Below are 15405 nucleotides of genomic sequence, written 5' to 3' on the forward strand. Positions count from 1 at the left end.
GGGGTCCGAAAAACGGCTCGAACACACGCAGGCCCTGTAATCAGACCGGCAATTATACGCATAAGTCACTGCGGAGGCCGCGATGCTGGAAACCGACTTCTATGATTGCCCTTATTGTGGCGAACGTGTGGAAACCACTGTCGATATTTCCGGTGGCGACCAGCGCTACACCGAGGATTGCCAAGTGTGTTGCCAGCCTGTGGTGTTCATTTTGCAGGTGCACGGTGACGAATGGATGCTTGAGGTCAGACGCGAGGACGATGCCTGATGCAGCGAATCTACGAACCGGAGAGTTTGCTGGAGGCCGAAATGCTGGTGGGCATGTTGGCCAGTGAAGGTGTCTCGGTACATTTGATTGGGCGCGACCTGGTCGGTGCTGCCGGTGAGCTACCGATGCAGGGCTTGCTGGCGCTGGCCGTGCCCGACGAGCAGGCCGAATACGCACGGCAGCTGATCGATGCGTACAATGCTGCCCAGCCACTGGTTGGCGACGAACCGGAGAGCTATCCCGGTACCTTGATCTGCTAGGTTCAGAATTCGCTCATGTGTGGACGTTACGCCCTGTTTCGCTGGCCCCAGGCCCTTGCCAGTCTGCCGGGCTTTCCGGCCGGCCAGCCGGCCCAATGGAATATCTCGCCGGGTGCTTCGGTGCTGATTCAGCGCCAGCTCGACGGCCAGCAGCAACTCGCCAAGGCGCGCTGGGGGCTGACCCCGGCCTGGCTCACCGACCTTTCCCGTACGCCTGCCCATGCCCGCGCCGAAACCCTTGCCGAGCAACCGATGTTTCGCGAGGCGTTTCGCCAGCGCCGTTGCCTGATGCCAGCCAATGGCTTCTATGAATGGCGCGGTACTGTGCGCAAACGCCCGTACTGGCTGACGCCAGGGGAGGGGGCTTCGCTGTATTTCGCGGCAGTGTGGGAGGCGTATCCGGTACAGGACCAGGTCTGGTTGAGTTGCGCGGTAGTGACCCAGGCGGCCATGAACCAGCGCCGGCCGTTGATTCTGGATGAGGCGGGGCGGGCGGCCTGGCTGGACCCTGATACGCCGATGGTGCGGTTGCATGAATTGCTGGCCAGCCCGCCGGCCACGTTGCGTGAGCGGGCGTTGGCGCATTTCGTCAATGACCCGAAGCTCGATGCGCCAGAATGCCTGACCCCGGCCTGATGCGCTGGCCGCAGTGCCGGTAAAATTCTTCCCTGCGGCTATGGCGGGCCTGGGCGACTAGGCCTAGGATACGCCGCATGTAAAAGGGAGTGTTTTCATGCGTAAGTCATTTGTTGTCAGTCTGTTGAGCGCCGGTATCCTTCTGGCAGGCTGCCAGTCGGTAAATACGACCAGCGGCGGGGCCGTCGGTGTCGAGCGCAAGCAGTACATGTTCAGCATGCTCTCGACCGATGAGGTCAACCAGATGTACGCCCAGTCCTATCAGCAGACCCTCGGTGAGGCGTCGAACAAAGGCGTGCTGGACAAGTCCAGCGCCGACGCCAAGCGCGTGCAGGTCATCGCTGACCGACTGATCGCCCAGGCGCCGATCTTTCGCCCGGATGCTGCCCAGTGGAAGTGGGAAGTCAACGTGATCAAGAGCGATGAGCTCAATGCCAACTGCGGGCCTGGCGGCAAGATCATCGTTTACACCGGCCTGATCGACCAGCTCAAGCTGACCGATGCCGAGATTGCAGCGGTGGTCGGCCACGAGATCGCCCACGCCTTGCGTGAGCACAGCCGCGAAGCGATGTCCAAGGCCTATGGTGTGGAAATGGCCCGTCAGGGCGCGGGCGCCCTCTTCGGGTTGGGCCAGAGCAGCATGGCCTTGGCTGATACCGTGGTGAACTACGCCATGACCCTGCCCAACAGCCGTTCCAACGAGAACGAGGCGGACCTGATCGGCCTGGAGCTGTCGGCGCGTGCCGGTTACGACCCGAACGCGGCGATCACCTTGTGGAACAAGATGAGCAAGGCATCCGAAGGCGCGCCGCCTGAGTTCATGAGCACTCACCCGGCGTCCGAGAGCCGTATCGCCTCGTTGCAGGCAGCCATTCCGAAGGTGATGCCGTTGTATCAGGCGGCCAAGAAGTAAGCATTGCCAAGGGGGCCGCTTTGCGGCCCTTTTGCAACGCAAAGCGCCCCCAGCTTTGTGTTACCCCACCCAGCCACTGGCTTTCATCGCCGAGTAAACGGCCACGACCGCCAGCACGATGAACGCGGTAGCCGCCAGGCGACGAATCAGCGTCAATGGCAGTTTATCCGCCGCAAAGTTACCCGCCAGTACCACCGGCACGTTGGCAATCAGCATGCCCAGGGTGGTGCCGATGATGACCATGATCAGGTGCGGGTACTGTGCTGCAAGCATCACCGTGGCCACTTGGGTCTTGTCGCCGATCTCGGCCAGGAAGAACGCAATCAGTGTGGTCAGGAATGGGCCGAAGCGGCGCGCGGGGTTTTCATCGTCATCCATCTTGTCCGGCACCAGCGTCCACAGTGCAGTGGCGGTGAAGCTGGCGGCCAGGATCCAGTGCAGCGCCGAGTCGCTGAAGAACCCGCCGACCCACGCACCCACGGCGCCAGCGGCGGCATGGTTGGCCAGGGTGGCGGCGATGATACCGGCGATGATCGGCCAAGGCTTGCGGAAGCGGGCAGCGAGGATGAGCGCGAGCAGTTGCGTCTTGTCGCCGATTTCGGCGAGGGCAACGATGGCGGTGGGGACCAGCAGGGATTCCAGCATCAGGTTTCCTACGGGGGCGGGTCGACACGGCTATGACACGTACAGCCTTCCCGCCCCGGGTAAGGTGTGCGTGTCATAGGTCTTGTCAAACCGCGGATCCGTCTGTGCGGATCTCTCTATGCAGGCGCTGCATAGCGGGTCGCACGCGCCATGGCCTGTGGGCCAAGTATGTTGACGCGTGCCGGGCGAGCTGGGTGCTCGCGGGAGACTACTCCCCTAGGACGGTGCGGATTCTGCCTAGCCGAATCGGTTTCGGCAAGCGCTGTTTTTAACCGCGTGTTGCCTGGTAGATACGAAAACCGTCGGCCTCGGCGCGTACCTGGCAGTTCCCCAACGCCCCTTCGATCAGCGGCTGGTAACGCAGGAAGCTGTTCGCCACCAGGCGCATTTCGCCACCTTTTCGCAGATGAACGCTGGATTTTTTCAGCAAGTTCTCCGACGCCTGGTAATTGGTGTGGACCCCGGTATGAAACGGCGGGTTGCTCAGAATCAGGCTCAAGTCGGTGGGGGCCGCGTCGATGCCATCGCCGCTGATCACTTCACCTTCCAGGCCGTTGGCGGCCAACGTCAGGCGGCTGGCCGCCACGGCGAAGGCGTCCACGTCCAGCAAGGTCAGCCGGCTTTGCGGATAGCGGCGTTTCACCGTGGCGCCCAGCACGCCGGCACCACAACCGAAGTCCAGTACATGCCCGCTCGGTAGGCCATCGAGGTGTTTGAGCAGCAATGCGGTGCCGCGATCGAGGCGGCCATGGCTGAACACGCCCGGCAGGCTGACCACCTGCAGTGGGCCGTCTTCGAGGTCGAGCTCGAAACGCTCGGCCAGGCTTTGCAGCGGCGTGGCCGCTGGCGCCTGGTCGACGGTTACCTGCCACAACTGGCAATGCCGGGCGCTGTCGAGCTTGCGCGGTTTGCCAAAGGCCTGCAGCTGCTTCGCCGCGCCTTCGATACCGCCGCGTTTCTCGCCGACCAGGTACAGGTCACGCCCGGCCAGGCGCGACGCCAGGGCGTTGAGCAGGTAGGCGGCCAGCTCACGGGACTTGGGCAGGAACAGCACGGCGCTGTCGAAGGCCACCGGGGGCGGTTCGACACCGTAGTGGCTGCGGCCGGCAAAGCGCCCTTCGAGCATGGCCTGGTCGCCGGCATGCCAGGTCCAGCCATGGGCCATGGGCAGGTGGCCGAGCAGATCGTCGGCGGGCGCACCGGCGATCAGCAGCGGGCCCTGGAACAGGTCCGCCTGGCGGAGCAACACTTCACTGCGCGGGTCCATGGACGACGCCTCCTGGAAAAAAGTCGCGCAGTGTAGCAGAGGCTAACGCTGCGCTCAGCTGACCACGCGGCGTGGCTGACCGGTGAAGTAGGCCTGGGCATTCTCGCTGAGCTGGCCGACGATGCGCTGGCGCGACTCCACTGCACCCCAGGCACTGTGCGGGGTGATGATCAGCCGGGGGATATCGCCTGCCAGCAGCGGGTTGCCGTTGACCGGCGGCTCGACGCTGAGCACGTCGGTGGCGGCGCCACCGAGGTGGCCCTGGCGCAGGGCGTCGGCCAGGGCCTGCTCGTCGATCAGTCCCCCTCGGGCGGTATTGACCACCAGGGCACCGGGCTTGAGCAGGGCCAGCTCGTCGGCCCCGATCATGTGCCGGGTATGCTCGTTCAGTGGGCAGTGCAGGGTCAGCGCGTCGACTTGCGGCAGCAGGTCTTGCAGCGGCATGCGGTCGGCGCGCTCCGGGCGGCCGGGGATCTGCCCGCTCAACACGCGCATGCCAAAGGCTTCCGCCAGGCGTGCCACCGCGCCGCCCAGCTCGCCATGGCCGAGCAGGCCAAGGGTCTTGCCCTCCAGCTCGACGATGGGGAAGTCCAGCAGGCAGAACTGGCTGGCCTTGGCCCATTGGCCGTCAGCCACCGCCTGGTTGTAGTCGCACAGGCGCGTGGCCAGGGCCAGCAGCAGGGCGAGGGTGTGCTGGGCCACCGACGGCGTGCCATAGCCCTGGCAGTTGCACACCGTAATGCCCTGGGCGCGGGCCGCTGCCAGGTCGACATTGTTGGTGCCGGTGGCAGCCACCAGGATCAGCTTGAGCTGCGGGTTGGCCGCAAGGGCTGCGGCATCGAGCATGACCTTGTTGCTGATCACCGCGACGGCGCCCTGCAGGCGTTCGGCGACCTGCTCCGGGCGGGTGGCGGCAAACAGCTCGAACGCCTCGAACTGCGATTGCAAGGGCGACAGGTCGAGGTCACCCAGGTCCAGGGACTGGTGATCGAGGAACACGGCGCGACGCGGGCTGGGCATGGGGTTCTCCGGTGGCGGGGCGGGAAATGGGGCATGGGTTTCGGTGCAAAGCCCGAAGGGGTTAGCCGCAGTGTCTAGCCCGCGGTTACCGCGCGTCAACGCCTGCCACTCATACCTCAACGGCCCAAATCATTCCTTCGGCTGATTTGACCGTCACATTGAGCTACTACAGTAGATCCAGACTTGTCCGGCCCGCTTTTCAGAAAAGGGATACCCATGTTGCAGACCCGCATCATCAAACCCGCCGAAGGCGCCTACGCCTACCCGCTGCTGATCAAACGCCTGCTGATGTCCGGCAGCCGTTACGAGAAAACCCGCGAGATCGTTTATCGCGATCAGCTGCGCCTGACTTATCCACAGCTCAACGAGCGTATCGCTCGCCTGGCCAATGTTCTGACCGAAGCCGGGGTCAAGGCCGGTGACACGGTGGCGGTGATGGACTGGGACAGCCATCGCTACCTGGAATGCATGTTCGCCATCCCAATGATCGGCGCGGTGGTGCACACCATCAACGTGCGCCTGTCACCGGAACAGATCCTCTACACCATGAACCACGCCGAAGACCGGGTGGTCCTGGTCAACAGTGACTTCGTCGGGCTCTACCAGGCCATCGCCGGTCAGTTGACGACGGTCGACAAGACCGTGCTGCTGACCGATGGCCCGGACAAGACCGCCGCGCTGCCCAACCTGGTCGGCGAGTACGAACAGTTGCTCGCCGCCGCCAGCCCACGCTACGACTTCCCGGATTTCGACGAGAACTCGGTGGCCACCACCTTCTACACCACAGGTACCACCGGCAACCCCAAGGGGGTGTACTTCACCCATCGGCAACTGGTGCTGCACACCCTGGCTGAAGCCTCGGTGACCGGCAGCATCGACAGCGTGCGCCTGCTGGGCAGCAACGATGTGTACATGCCCATCACCCCGATGTTCCACGTGCATGCCTGGGGCATCCCTTACGCCGCCACCATGCTTGGCATGAAGCAGGTGTACCCGGGGCGCTACGAGCCGGACATGCTGGTCAAGCTGTGGCGTGAAGAGAAGGTCACCTTCTCCCATTGCGTGCCGACCATCCTGCAGATGCTGCTCAATTGCCCCAGCGCCCAGGGCGAGGACTTCGGTGGCTGGAAGATCATCATCGGCGGCAGTTCGCTTAACCGGTCGTTGTACCAGGCTGCACTGGCGCGCGGTATCCAGCTGACGGCGGCGTACGGCATGTCCGAGACCTGCCCGTTGATTTCTGCCGCGCACCTGAACGACGAACTGCAGGCCGGCAGCGAGGATGAGCGCATTACCTACCGGATCAAGGCCGGCGTGCCGGTGCCCCTGGTGGAAGCGGCGATCGTCGACGGCGAGGGCAATTTCCTCCCGGCCGATGGCGAGACCCAGGGTGAACTGGTGCTGCGTGCGCCGTGGCTGACCATGGGCTACTTCAAAGAGCCGGAAAAGAGCCAAGAGCTGTGGCAGGGTGGCTGGCTGCACACCGGTGACGTCGCGACCCTCGATGGCATGGGTTACATCGATATCCGCGATCGCATCAAGGATGTGATCAAGACCGGCGGCGAGTGGGTATCTTCGCTCGACCTCGAAGACCTGATCAGCCGTCACCCGGCGGTGCGCGAAGTGGCGGTGGTGGGTGTCGCCGACCCGCAGTGGGGCGAGCGGCCCTTTGCCCTGCTGGTGGTGCGCGACGGGCAGGCCATTGATGCCAAGTCGCTCAAGGACCACCTCAAGCCTTTTGTTGAAGAGGGGCATATCAACAAGTGGGCAATTCCAAGCCAGATCGCCGTTGTTACTGAAATTCCCAAGACCAGTGTCGGCAAACTCGACAAGAAACGCATCCGCCAGGACATCGTCCAGTGGCAGGCCAGTAACAGCGCGTTCCTGTCGACTCTGTAAGCACAGTGGGGGTCGTGTACGTCAGAACACGACCCGCATGCTAGAGAGCCCGGCGCCTTGCCAAACAGCCAAAATGCGCCATGCTTCAGCACTGCCAGCGCGTCACGAAGAAAAACGTCGGAGCGAGTTGGCGGCACGGAGCGCAAATCACACTTTAGAGGGATCAAGCGCCTGTGCCTTGCTGGCTATAGTCGAGGCCAGGGGATTTTCAGGAATGGGGGAGGGCGACACGCGCAAGCCGTGTTGCCGCAGGCGCAAGCCTGCATACCGGTCCCACGGGCCGTTTCTGAAAGGACTCACTGCCATAACAAAAAAGTACATGGAGTAGCGTCGATGAAATCTGCAAACCTGTTCTGGCGCCGGGCCAAATTGCCCCTGGCCGTCAGCCTTGCTTCCACGCTCGCAAGTCCTGCTTTCGCTGTCAGTTTCAACATTGGTGAAATCGAAGGCCAGTTCGACTCGTCGCTCTCCATCGGCGCCAGTTGGTCGACGGCCAACCCCAACAAGAACCTGATCGGGGTGAACAACGGCGGCAAGGGCCTGTCGCAGACCTCGGACGATGGCCACCTGAACTTCAAGAAGGGCGAAACGTTCTCCAAGATCTTCAAGGGTATCCACGACCTCGAACTCAAGTACGGCGACACCGGTGTGTTCGTGCGCGGCAAGTACTGGTACGACTTCGAGCTGAAGGACGAAGGCCGCGAGTTCAAGGACATCAGCGACTCCAACCGCAAGGAAGGCGCCAAGTCTTCCGGTGCCGAACTGCTCGATGCGTTCGTCTATCACAACTATTCGATTGGCGACATGCCAGGCTCGGTGCGCCTGGGCAAGCAGGTTGTCAGTTGGGGTGAGAGTACCTTCATCGGCGGCGGCATCAACTCGATCAACCCGATCGACGTATCCGCGTTCCGCCGCCCGGGGGCCGAGATCAAGGAAGGCCTGATCCCGGTCAACATGTTCTACATCTCCCAGAGCCTGACCGATAACCTGTCGGCCGAGGCCTTCTATCAGATCGAATGGGACCAGACCGTCGTCGACAACTGCGGCACGTTCTTCTCCCAGCCAGACATCATCGCCGACGGCTGTACCGACAACCTGCGCGTGCTCAACAGCAGCCGCACGGTGCCGGGCGCAGCCCAGCAATTCCTCGCCACCCAGGGCGTGAACATCAACGAAGAAGGGGTGATGGTGCGCCGCGGCGCCGACCGTGATGCCCGCGACAGCGGCCAGTTCGGCGTGGCTCTGCGCTACATGTTCGACCCGCTGGACACCGAGTTCGGTGCCTACTTCATGAACTACCACAGCCGCGCGCCGATCTTCAGCGCCACCGGCGCACCACCGTCGGTGTTCGCCGGCCTGAGCGCGCTGCCTGCACAGTTGCGAGCGCTGGCACCGCTGATTGTGGCTGGTAACTCCGAGTACTTCGTCGAGTACCCCGAGGACATCCGCCTGTACGGCCTGAGCTTCTCCACTACGCTGCCTACGGGTACGGCCTGGAGTGGTGAAGTCAGCTATCGCCCCAATGCCCCTGTGCAACTGAATACCACCGACATCCTGTTCTCGGGCGTGCGTCCGATTGGTGGCGCACTGACCAACGCTTCGCTGCTCTCCGGTACCCCCGGCCAAGACCTGCACGGCTACCGGCGCAAGGAAATCACCCAGTTCCAGACCACGCTGACGCATTTCTTCGACCAGGTAATGGGCGCCAGCCGCATGACTGTGGTGGGCGAAGTTGGGGTTACCCACGTTGGCGGCCTGGAAAACGCACGCGAGACCCGCTACGGCCGTGACCCGGTCTTCGGGCCTGGCCCGCTGCCTGCCACCGGCGGTGCGGACACCTGCCAGGCACTCAATGGCAGCACCATCGCTGGCGCGGGTGCTGGGGCATCCACCACCAACCTGAATCGCAAATGCGAGAACGATGGCTACACCACCAGCACCTCCTGGGGGTACCGCGCCCGGGTCATCTGGGACTACAACGACGTCTTCGCCGGGGTCAACCTCAAGCCCAGCGTGGCCTGGTCGCATGACGTTTCCGGCTACTCGCCTGGCCCTGGCGCCAACTTCGAGGAAGGCCGCAAGGCCGTCAGCCTGGGCCTGGACGCCGAGTACCAGAACACCTATACGGCGAGCCTGTCGTACACCAACTTCTTCGACGGCAAGTACAGCACCGTGGATGACCGCGACTTCGTCGCCCTCAGCTTCGGCGTGAACTTCTAAGAATACTGATTCAGGACGACACAACATGAACAAGACCAGAAGTCTGCTGCAAGCCGGTGTACTGGGCCTGTCCCTGCTGGCGACCAGCGTCATGGCTGCGGTATCCGCCGACGAGGCGGCCAAGTTGGGCAGTACCCTGACCCCGATGGGCGCCGAAAAGGCCGGCAACGCCGATGGCTCGATCGGCCCGTGGGAGCCGCTGTCGAAGACGGCGGGTAGCGTAGACGGCAAGGGCTTCCTGGCCGACCCGTATGGCAGTGACAAGCCGCTGTTCACCATCACTGCGCAGAACGCCGATCAGTACAAGGACAAGCTTTCGCCGGGCCAGCTGGCCATGTTCAAGCGCTATCCGGACAGCTTCAGGATCCCGGTATTCAAGACCCATCGCGGCTCCACGGTACCTGCCGACGTGTTCGCCGCCATCAAGAAAAACGCCACCCAGACCACGCTGGTGGAAGGCGGCAACGGCTTGAACAACTTCGACACGGCGGTGCCGTTCCCGATCCCGAAAAGCGGCCTGGAAGTGATCTGGAACCACATTACCCGCTACCGGGGGGGCAGTGTCAGCCGCCTGGTAACCCAGGCAACGCCACAGCAGAACGGCTCTTTCAACCCGGTGTACTTCTCCGACCAGTTCGTCTTCCGCGACAAGATGAAGGATTACGACCCGAGCAACCCGGGCAATATCCTCTTCTACTTCAAGCAGGAAGTGACCGCGCCCGCTCGTCTGGCCGGGACCGTGCTGCTGGTGCACGAAACCCTCGACCAGGTGAAAGAGCCGCGCAAGGCGTGGATCTACAACGCCGGCCAGCGTCGCGTACGCCAGGCACCGCAAGTGTCGTACGACGGCCCGGGTACCGCTGCCGACGGCCTGCGTACCTCGGACAACCTGGATATGTTCAACGGGGCGCCAGACCGCTACGACTGGAAGCTGGAAGGCAAGAAGGAGCTGTACATCGCCTCCAACGCTTTCAAGCTGGATGACCCCAAGCTGAAGTACACCGACATCATCAAGGCCGGGCACATCAACCAGGACCTGTCCCGTTACGAGCTGCGCCGCGTCTGGCACGTGGTCGCAACCCTCAAACCGGGCCAGCGGCACATCTACGCCAAGCGTGACTTCTACATCGATGAAGACACCTGGCAGGCTGCAGTGATCGACCAGTACGACGGTCGTGGCCAGCTGTGGCGCGTTTCCGAAGCCCATTCCCAGCCGTATTACAACAAAGAGGTGCCTTGGTACACCCTGGAAACCATCTACGACCTGCAGTCGGGGCGTTACCTGGCGCTGGGCATGAAGAACGAAGAGAAGCGCGCTTACGACTTTGGCTTCAGTGCCAGCAAAGCCGACTTCCAGCCAGCGGCCCTGCGTCAGTCGGGTATTCGTTGAGCTGATAACCTGCAACTCCGTGTGATCCCCAGAACGCCCCGGCTTGCCGGGGCGTTTCTGTTAAGCCATTGCGCAATTCGCGGCCACCTGCAGGGCCGCGATAAGGCCGGTGAATATTCCGCCAAAGCCCCGGTCTAGCGCTCGTCCATCAGCGTTGTTGCTTTTTGTCGTAGTCTTTTACAGCGCAATTGCGCCCATCATCTTCAAATGCGCTGCGTTACCCGCTAGTCTCGCAAGCATCCGTATCGCCGTTGTCTTCCCATCAGAATGAGCCGGCCATGACAGATCTGTCCCGTACGCATGGATTCGCCAGCCAGGCCCTCGGCCTGCTGGACGGGCGTTTCTTCCGGCCACCGCTGCCGGACGGCCATGTGCCGCGTGCACGTCTGTGTCAGCGCCTGCAAGCAGGCCTGAATGGGCGGTTGCTGCTGGTCAACGCGCCAGCGGGCTTTGGTAAAAGCTCGTTGGCCATCGAGTTCTGCGAAGCACTGCCCGAGCACTGGCGAAGCCTCTGGCTTGGCCTGAGCCAGCGCGATGCCGACCCCGGGCGTTTTCTCGAACGGCTGCTCGAAGGCCTGCAGCAGTACTGCCCCGCCTTGGGTGGCCAGGCCATGGGCTTGCTGAAAATGCGCCAACGCCACCAGCCATTCGCCTTCGAGGAGTGGATCGACGGCCTGCTCGACGAGCTGGCGCAGTACCTGCAAGCCGATACGCCCCTGCTGCTGGTGCTGGATGACTATCACCTGGCGCAAGGGCCGGTTCTCGACAGTTGCCTGCAGTTTTTCCTCAATCACTTGCCCAACGGCCTGGTGCTGTTGATCACCAGCCGCCAGCGCCCGGATTGGCACCTGGCGCGCTTGCGTCTGTCCCGGCAACTGGTCGAGCTCAACGAGCAGGAGCTGCGCCTGACGCCTGACGAGTCGTTGGCGGTGATCGGCCGCCAACCCACCGGCCTGCGTGGCCAGGCACTGGACAACCTGATCCAGCGCAGTGACGGCTGGGTGGCCGGGCTGCGCTTCTGGCAGCTGGCGGCCAGCGAATCAGGCGATGAGCATGCCTTGCCCCACGCCTTGCATGGCGGCGAAGGGCTGATACGCGATTACTTGCTGGAAGAAGTCATCGAGATCCTGCCGGCGGACGTACAGGCCTTTCTCTACGACACGGCGAGCCAGGAGCGCTTCTGCGCGTCCCTCTGCGATGCCCTGCGTGGCCGCGAGGACAGTGCCGCTGTCCTGCGCTTCCTGCAGGCTCACCAGGTGTTTCTGGTGCCGCTGGACGAGCACGGTCACTGGTTTCGTTACCACCACCTGTTTTCCGATCTGTTGCGTAGCCGCCAGGCCAGCGAACCGCTGGCGGGCCTGCATTTGCGTGCCTGCCGCTGGTTCGAGGGCCAAGGCTTGCTGGATGAGGCGGTTGAACAGGCGCTGCGTGCCGGCCACCTCGATGTCGCTGCCGACCTGGTGCAGAGCCTTTCCGAGGAGCAGCTGCTGGCCGAGCAGAACGTCGGCATGCTGCTGCGCTGGAAGATGGACCTGCCAGAAAGCTTGCTGATCAGTACGCCGCGGCTGATCGTGCTGTATAGCTGGGCGTTGGGGTTGGCTTGCCAGCTGGATGCGGCCGAAGAACTGGCCGGTTACCTCAGCCGTTTTCTGCCTGCGCCGTCGGCGACCGCGCAGAAGTCGATGCTGGCCCAGTGGCTGGCGCTGAGCGGCGTCATCGCGCGCGGTCGGGGTGATCGCGAGCGCACCTTGGCTTATTGCGGCGAAGCGCTGCAAAGCCTGCCGTGCAAGCGTTATGGCCAGCGCCTGGTGTGCCTGTCGACACTGTCCAACCTGGCTATTGCCGATGCCGACTTCTGGCATGCGCGGGGCTGGAACCGCGAAGCCCTGGAGCTGGCCCAGCGTGTTGGCAACCCGCTGTTCGAGGCCCTGGCGCACTATGATCGGGCGCGGGTGCTGCATGCCCGTGGTGAAGTGTTGCGGGCCTTGGACGAAGTGCGCCAAGGCTTGCAGCGCCTGCAGGGGCTGTCGGGGCAGCGCTTGTATGCGGTGCGAGCGCGGCTGACCCTGTACGAGGGCTACCTGCTGGTTTCGCGCCTGCAAGCCGGCCAAGGTCGTGCGCGCCTGCGTGCGGGGCTGGGTGAAGCGCGGGCCTGCCGGGACATCAGCGTGCTGATCGGCCACTGTGTGATTGCGACGCTCGATGGCCGCGAGGGCCACTTCGCCGAAGCGTTCGCCGAGCTGGCCGAGGCGGAGCGGCTGATGCACATCTGGGACGTTCCGCCGATTTACTACCTGGCCATGATTACCCTGGTCAAGTGCGAGCTGTGGCTGGCGCAAGGGCGTACCGACCTTGCCGAGTCGTGGTTGCTGCGGCTGGGGCAGACCTACGGCGGCGAGCAGCCCGCAGCGGCCCCGGAGTTTCATCCGTTGCTGCCACTGCATATCGAATTGCAGCAGGCGTTGCTGGCGCGTATCCAGCTGCGTACAGATGAATCTATTCAGCGCCTGTCGGGGCTGGTCGAACGGGGTTTGGTCAGTGGCGGCATGCTGCTGGCCGTCAGCGCACTGTGCCAGTGGGTTGCCCTGCTATTAGGGGAGGGCCGTGACGCGCAAGCTGCCGGGCTGCTGCCCAAGGCGCTCGAAGCCGCGCAGGGCGGCGTGCTGCACCCCTTCCAAACGTTGCTCGAAAAACACCCACAGTGGCTGCACGAGCAGCTTGCAGCTCACCCCGGTTGCGCGGTGCAGGCCGAACTGCTCAAGCGCCTGCCGCCATTACCTGTGGTCAGCAGCGGCGGCGGCGAGGCGTTGAGTGGTCGGGAGCGGGCTGTGCTCGAGCTGATCGCGCAGGGGTGTTCCAACCAGCAGATCAGCGAACGGCTGTTCATCTCGCTGCATACCGTCAAGACCCATGCCAGCCACATCAACAGCAAGCTGGGCGTCGAGCGCCGGACGCAAGCGGTGGCCAAGGCCAAATCGTTGGGCTTGCTGGCCTGAGGTAGCCCTCGCGGGGTTTGCTCGCTAAAGTAATGGCTTGAGGCCACTGCGCGCAATTGTTTAGCGCGCTGCATGCTCTACCCTCATCTTTCTCGACCGGCTGCCGATACAGCATTCGGTGGTATGCATCGCCTTGCGCGATTTTTCAATCATCCCAATACAGGTCGTGTTGATGCTGCAGTACGGGCAAAAGAGCTTTCTGATCGTCGACGACTTCACCGACTTTCGTACGTCGACACGTTCCATGTTGCGCGAACTGGGTGTGCGCGATGTGGACACTGCCGACAGCGGCGAGCAGGCCCTGCGCATGTGCGCGCAGAAACGTTATGACTTCATCCTGCAGGACTTCCACCTGGGCGACGGCAAGAAAAACGGCCAGCAGGTGCTCGAAGACCTGATCCTCGACAAGCACATCAGCCATGAGTGCGTGTTCATCATGGTGACGGCCGAGAGCAGCCAGGCCATCGTCCTCAGTGCCATCGAGCATGAGCCCGATGCCTACCTGACCAAGCCGTTCAACCGGGTAGGCCTGGCCCAGCGCGTCGAGAAGCTGTTCCAGCGCAAGACCTTGCTCAAGCCGATCCTCCAGGCCCTGGACCGCGGTCGCCCGGCCGAAGTCCTGGCGGCCTGCGCCGAGCTGTGCAAGAAGGATCCGCGCTTCGCCCCTTTGTGCCTGCGCTACCGGGCCGATGCCCTGCGCAACCTCAATCGCTTTGACGAGCTGGAAAAGTTCCTCAAGGCCATTCTCGCCAGCCGCCCGCAGCCGTGGGTGTACTCGGCGCTGGGCAGCCTGATGCACAAGCGTGGCCAGAATGCCCAGGCTCAGGGTGTGTACGAGCAGGCACTGAAGGCCTTCCCGATCATGCCGGGCCTGTACGACGGCATGGCCGAAGTGCTGGTGGCGCAGGGCGAGAACAAGCGCGCGCAGAACATGCTGGAAGAAGCGGTGCGCCTGTCGCCGCTGTCGGTACGCCGGCAGGCCACGCTGGGCAAGCTGGCGCTGGGCAACGAGGACTTTGAAACCTCCTCGAAAGCGTTCCGCCATGCGGTGAACCAGGGGCAGAGTTCGCGCTACAAGGATGCCGAGAACAACCTGGGCCTGGTGCAGGCGTTGATGAGCAAGAACGCAGGCTTTGGCCTGGACGCCCGGACCCGCGTCGAGATCAACACCGTGCTCAGTGAAGTGGCCAAGGAAAACCCCGAGGATCAAGGCTTGCAGGTGCGCGCCCGGATGATGAAAGCCGCGAGCCTGCAGCAGGCCGGTGACGCCGAGACGGCCGCCAAGCTCACCGAGCAGGCCATGCAGCGTCTGGACAAGATGGAACAGTTCTTCTCGGTCGATGCCGCGCTGACAGTGGCTGCCCAACTGCAGGCGTCAGGGCAGGAAGCGGCCGCGATCGGGGTGCTCAAAAGCTGTGTGGAAAGCTATGGCGATGACCCCAAGGTCATGCAGAAGGTGGCCAAGCTGACGGATGATCCGGCTGTACTCAATGCGATCACCGAAGCCGTAACCCTCAACCGCCAGGGAGTGCGTAGTTACCAGGGAGGTCAGCTCGACGAAGCGCTGCAGTTGTTCCGCAAGGCCTTGGCCTTGCAACCGAAGAACATCAGCATCGCCCTCAACACCGCCCAGGCGCTGCTGCGCATCGGGGGGGATGACCCACAGCCTGCGATCATGCAGGAATGCCGCAACGCCTTGACCAGCGTTGCCGGCATCCCGGCCAGCGACAACCGCTATGACCGCTATGGCAAACTGCACATCCGAGTGTTCGGCGCATGAATCAAGACAATCAGGGGCTGGATTTTTCCACGGTGATCGCCTCCACCGTGCACGACCTCAAAAACTCCCTGTCAGCGCTGATCCAGTCCCATGACCAGTGGCTGGCGCGCT

At 63.3% G+C, this 15405-nt stretch carries 12 protein-coding genes, 1 pseudogene and 1 riboswitch; of the genes and pseudogenes, 10 read left to right on the top strand and 3 right to left on the bottom strand.

Annotated features, from left to right (window positions below):
• The first annotated feature begins 82 nt into the window (after positions 1 to 82).
• The 4 genes from NP534_RS06490 (at position 83) to NP534_RS06505 (ending at position 2077) form a co-directional block, all read left to right on the top strand.
• Entirely contained in the window at positions 83 to 268 is a 186-nt protein-coding gene (locus NP534_RS06490) for a CPXCG motif-containing cysteine-rich protein (protein WP_033701296.1), read from the top strand.
• Positions 268 to 528: a putative signal transducing protein gene (locus NP534_RS06495; protein WP_274098188.1), complete on the top strand. Its 261-nt coding sequence runs from the start codon at positions 268 to 270 to the stop codon at positions 526 to 528. Before NP534_RS06490 ends, NP534_RS06495 begins: the two co-directional genes overlap by 1 nt.
• A gap of 15 nt (positions 529 to 543) precedes the next feature.
• The gene (locus NP534_RS06500; protein ID WP_274098189.1) at positions 544 to 1164 is read left to right on the top strand and encodes an SOS response-associated peptidase; all 621 of its coding nucleotides are present in this window, start codon (positions 544 to 546) and stop codon (positions 1162 to 1164) included.
• A gap of 97 nt (positions 1165 to 1261) precedes the next feature.
• Complete coding sequence (locus NP534_RS06505) at positions 1262 to 2077, top strand: M48 family metallopeptidase (RefSeq protein WP_033701292.1); 816 nt, start codon at positions 1262 to 1264, stop codon at positions 2075 to 2077.
• Positions 2078 to 2137: 60 nt separating this feature from the next.
• On the opposite strand, the gene NP534_RS06510 is transcribed toward NP534_RS06505, so the two are convergent.
• From NP534_RS06510 to NP534_RS06520, 3 genes are all read right to left on the bottom strand, one after another.
• Entirely contained in the window at positions 2138 to 2719 is a 582-nt protein-coding gene (locus tag NP534_RS06510) for a TMEM165/GDT1 family protein (protein ID WP_177326489.1), read from the bottom strand.
• Positions 2720 to 2809: 90 nt separating this feature from the next.
• A riboswitch (yybP-ykoY riboswitch) is annotated at positions 2810 to 2951 on the bottom strand.
• Between the two features lie 39 nt (positions 2952 to 2990).
• Complete coding sequence (locus NP534_RS06515; protein ID WP_274098190.1) at positions 2991 to 3989, bottom strand: class I SAM-dependent methyltransferase; 999 nt, start codon at positions 3987 to 3989, stop codon at positions 2991 to 2993.
• A gap of 54 nt (positions 3990 to 4043) precedes the next feature.
• Positions 4044 to 5009: a 2-hydroxyacid dehydrogenase gene (locus tag NP534_RS06520; protein ID WP_274098191.1), complete on the bottom strand. Its 966-nt coding sequence runs from the start codon at positions 5007 to 5009 to the stop codon at positions 4044 to 4046.
• Between the two features lie 216 nt (positions 5010 to 5225).
• Between NP534_RS06520 and NP534_RS06525 the strand changes: the two genes are divergently transcribed.
• From NP534_RS06525 to NP534_RS06550, 6 genes and pseudogenes are all read left to right on the top strand, one after another.
• Positions 5226 to 6908, top strand: coding sequence for a fatty acid--CoA ligase (locus NP534_RS06525; RefSeq protein ID WP_274098192.1), 1683 nt, complete (start codon positions 5226 to 5228; stop codon positions 6906 to 6908).
• Positions 6909 to 7241: 333 nt separating this feature from the next.
• Positions 7242 to 9128, top strand: coding sequence for a DUF1302 domain-containing protein (locus tag NP534_RS06530; RefSeq protein WP_274098193.1), 1887 nt, complete (start codon positions 7242 to 7244; stop codon positions 9126 to 9128).
• Between the two features lie 25 nt (positions 9129 to 9153).
• Positions 9154 to 10518, top strand: a complete 1365-nt coding sequence (locus tag NP534_RS06535) for a DUF1329 domain-containing protein (protein WP_033701284.1) — start codon at positions 9154 to 9156, stop codon at positions 10516 to 10518.
• A 278-nt stretch (positions 10519 to 10796) separates the two neighbouring features.
• On the top strand, positions 10797 to 13514 hold the full coding sequence (locus NP534_RS06540) for a LuxR C-terminal-related transcriptional regulator (RefSeq protein ID WP_274098194.1): 2718 nt from the start codon (positions 10797 to 10799) through the stop codon (positions 13512 to 13514).
• A gap of 172 nt (positions 13515 to 13686) precedes the next feature.
• Positions 13687 to 15294, top strand: coding sequence for a tetratricopeptide repeat-containing response regulator (locus NP534_RS06545; RefSeq protein ID WP_033701281.1), 1608 nt, complete (start codon positions 13687 to 13689; stop codon positions 15292 to 15294).
• A pseudogene (locus tag NP534_RS06550) lies at positions 15291 to 15405 on the top strand (sensor histidine kinase); the annotation flags it as partial. The gene NP534_RS06545 and the pseudogene NP534_RS06550, both read left to right, overlap by 4 nt.

The organism is Pseudomonas sp. 39004 (assembly GCF_028682155.1).
GTDB classification, from domain to species: Bacteria; Pseudomonadota; Gammaproteobacteria; order Pseudomonadales; family Pseudomonadaceae; genus Aquipseudomonas; species Aquipseudomonas capeferrum.

Bases quoted from the DNA above. Each gene is read 5' to 3' on its own strand.
- NP534_RS06525 (WP_274098192.1), top strand. From the start codon at position 5,226: ATGTTGCAGACCCGCATCATCAAACCCGCCGAAGGCGCCTACGCCTAC.
- NP534_RS06515 (WP_274098190.1), bottom strand. From the start codon at position 3,989: ATGGACCCGCGCAGTGAAGTGTTGCTCCGCCAGGCGGACCTGTTCCAG.
- NP534_RS06490 (WP_033701296.1), top strand. From the start codon at position 83: ATGCTGGAAACCGACTTCTATGATTGCCCTTATTGTGGCGAACGTGTG.
- NP534_RS06495 (WP_274098188.1), top strand. From the start codon at position 268: ATGCAGCGAATCTACGAACCGGAGAGTTTGCTGGAGGCCGAAATGCTG.
- NP534_RS06500 (WP_274098189.1), top strand. From the start codon at position 544: ATGTGTGGACGTTACGCCCTGTTTCGCTGGCCCCAGGCCCTTGCCAGT.
- NP534_RS06535 (WP_033701284.1), top strand. From the start codon at position 9,154: ATGAACAAGACCAGAAGTCTGCTGCAAGCCGGTGTACTGGGCCTGTCC.
- NP534_RS06520 (WP_274098191.1), bottom strand. From the start codon at position 5,009: ATGCCCAGCCCGCGTCGCGCCGTGTTCCTCGATCACCAGTCCCTGGAC.
- NP534_RS06505 (WP_033701292.1), top strand. From the start codon at position 1,262: ATGCGTAAGTCATTTGTTGTCAGTCTGTTGAGCGCCGGTATCCTTCTG.
- NP534_RS06545 (WP_033701281.1), top strand. From the start codon at position 13,687: ATGCTGCAGTACGGGCAAAAGAGCTTTCTGATCGTCGACGACTTCACC.
- NP534_RS06530 (WP_274098193.1), top strand. From the start codon at position 7,242: ATGAAATCTGCAAACCTGTTCTGGCGCCGGGCCAAATTGCCCCTGGCC.
- NP534_RS06540 (WP_274098194.1), top strand. From the start codon at position 10,797: ATGACAGATCTGTCCCGTACGCATGGATTCGCCAGCCAGGCCCTCGGC.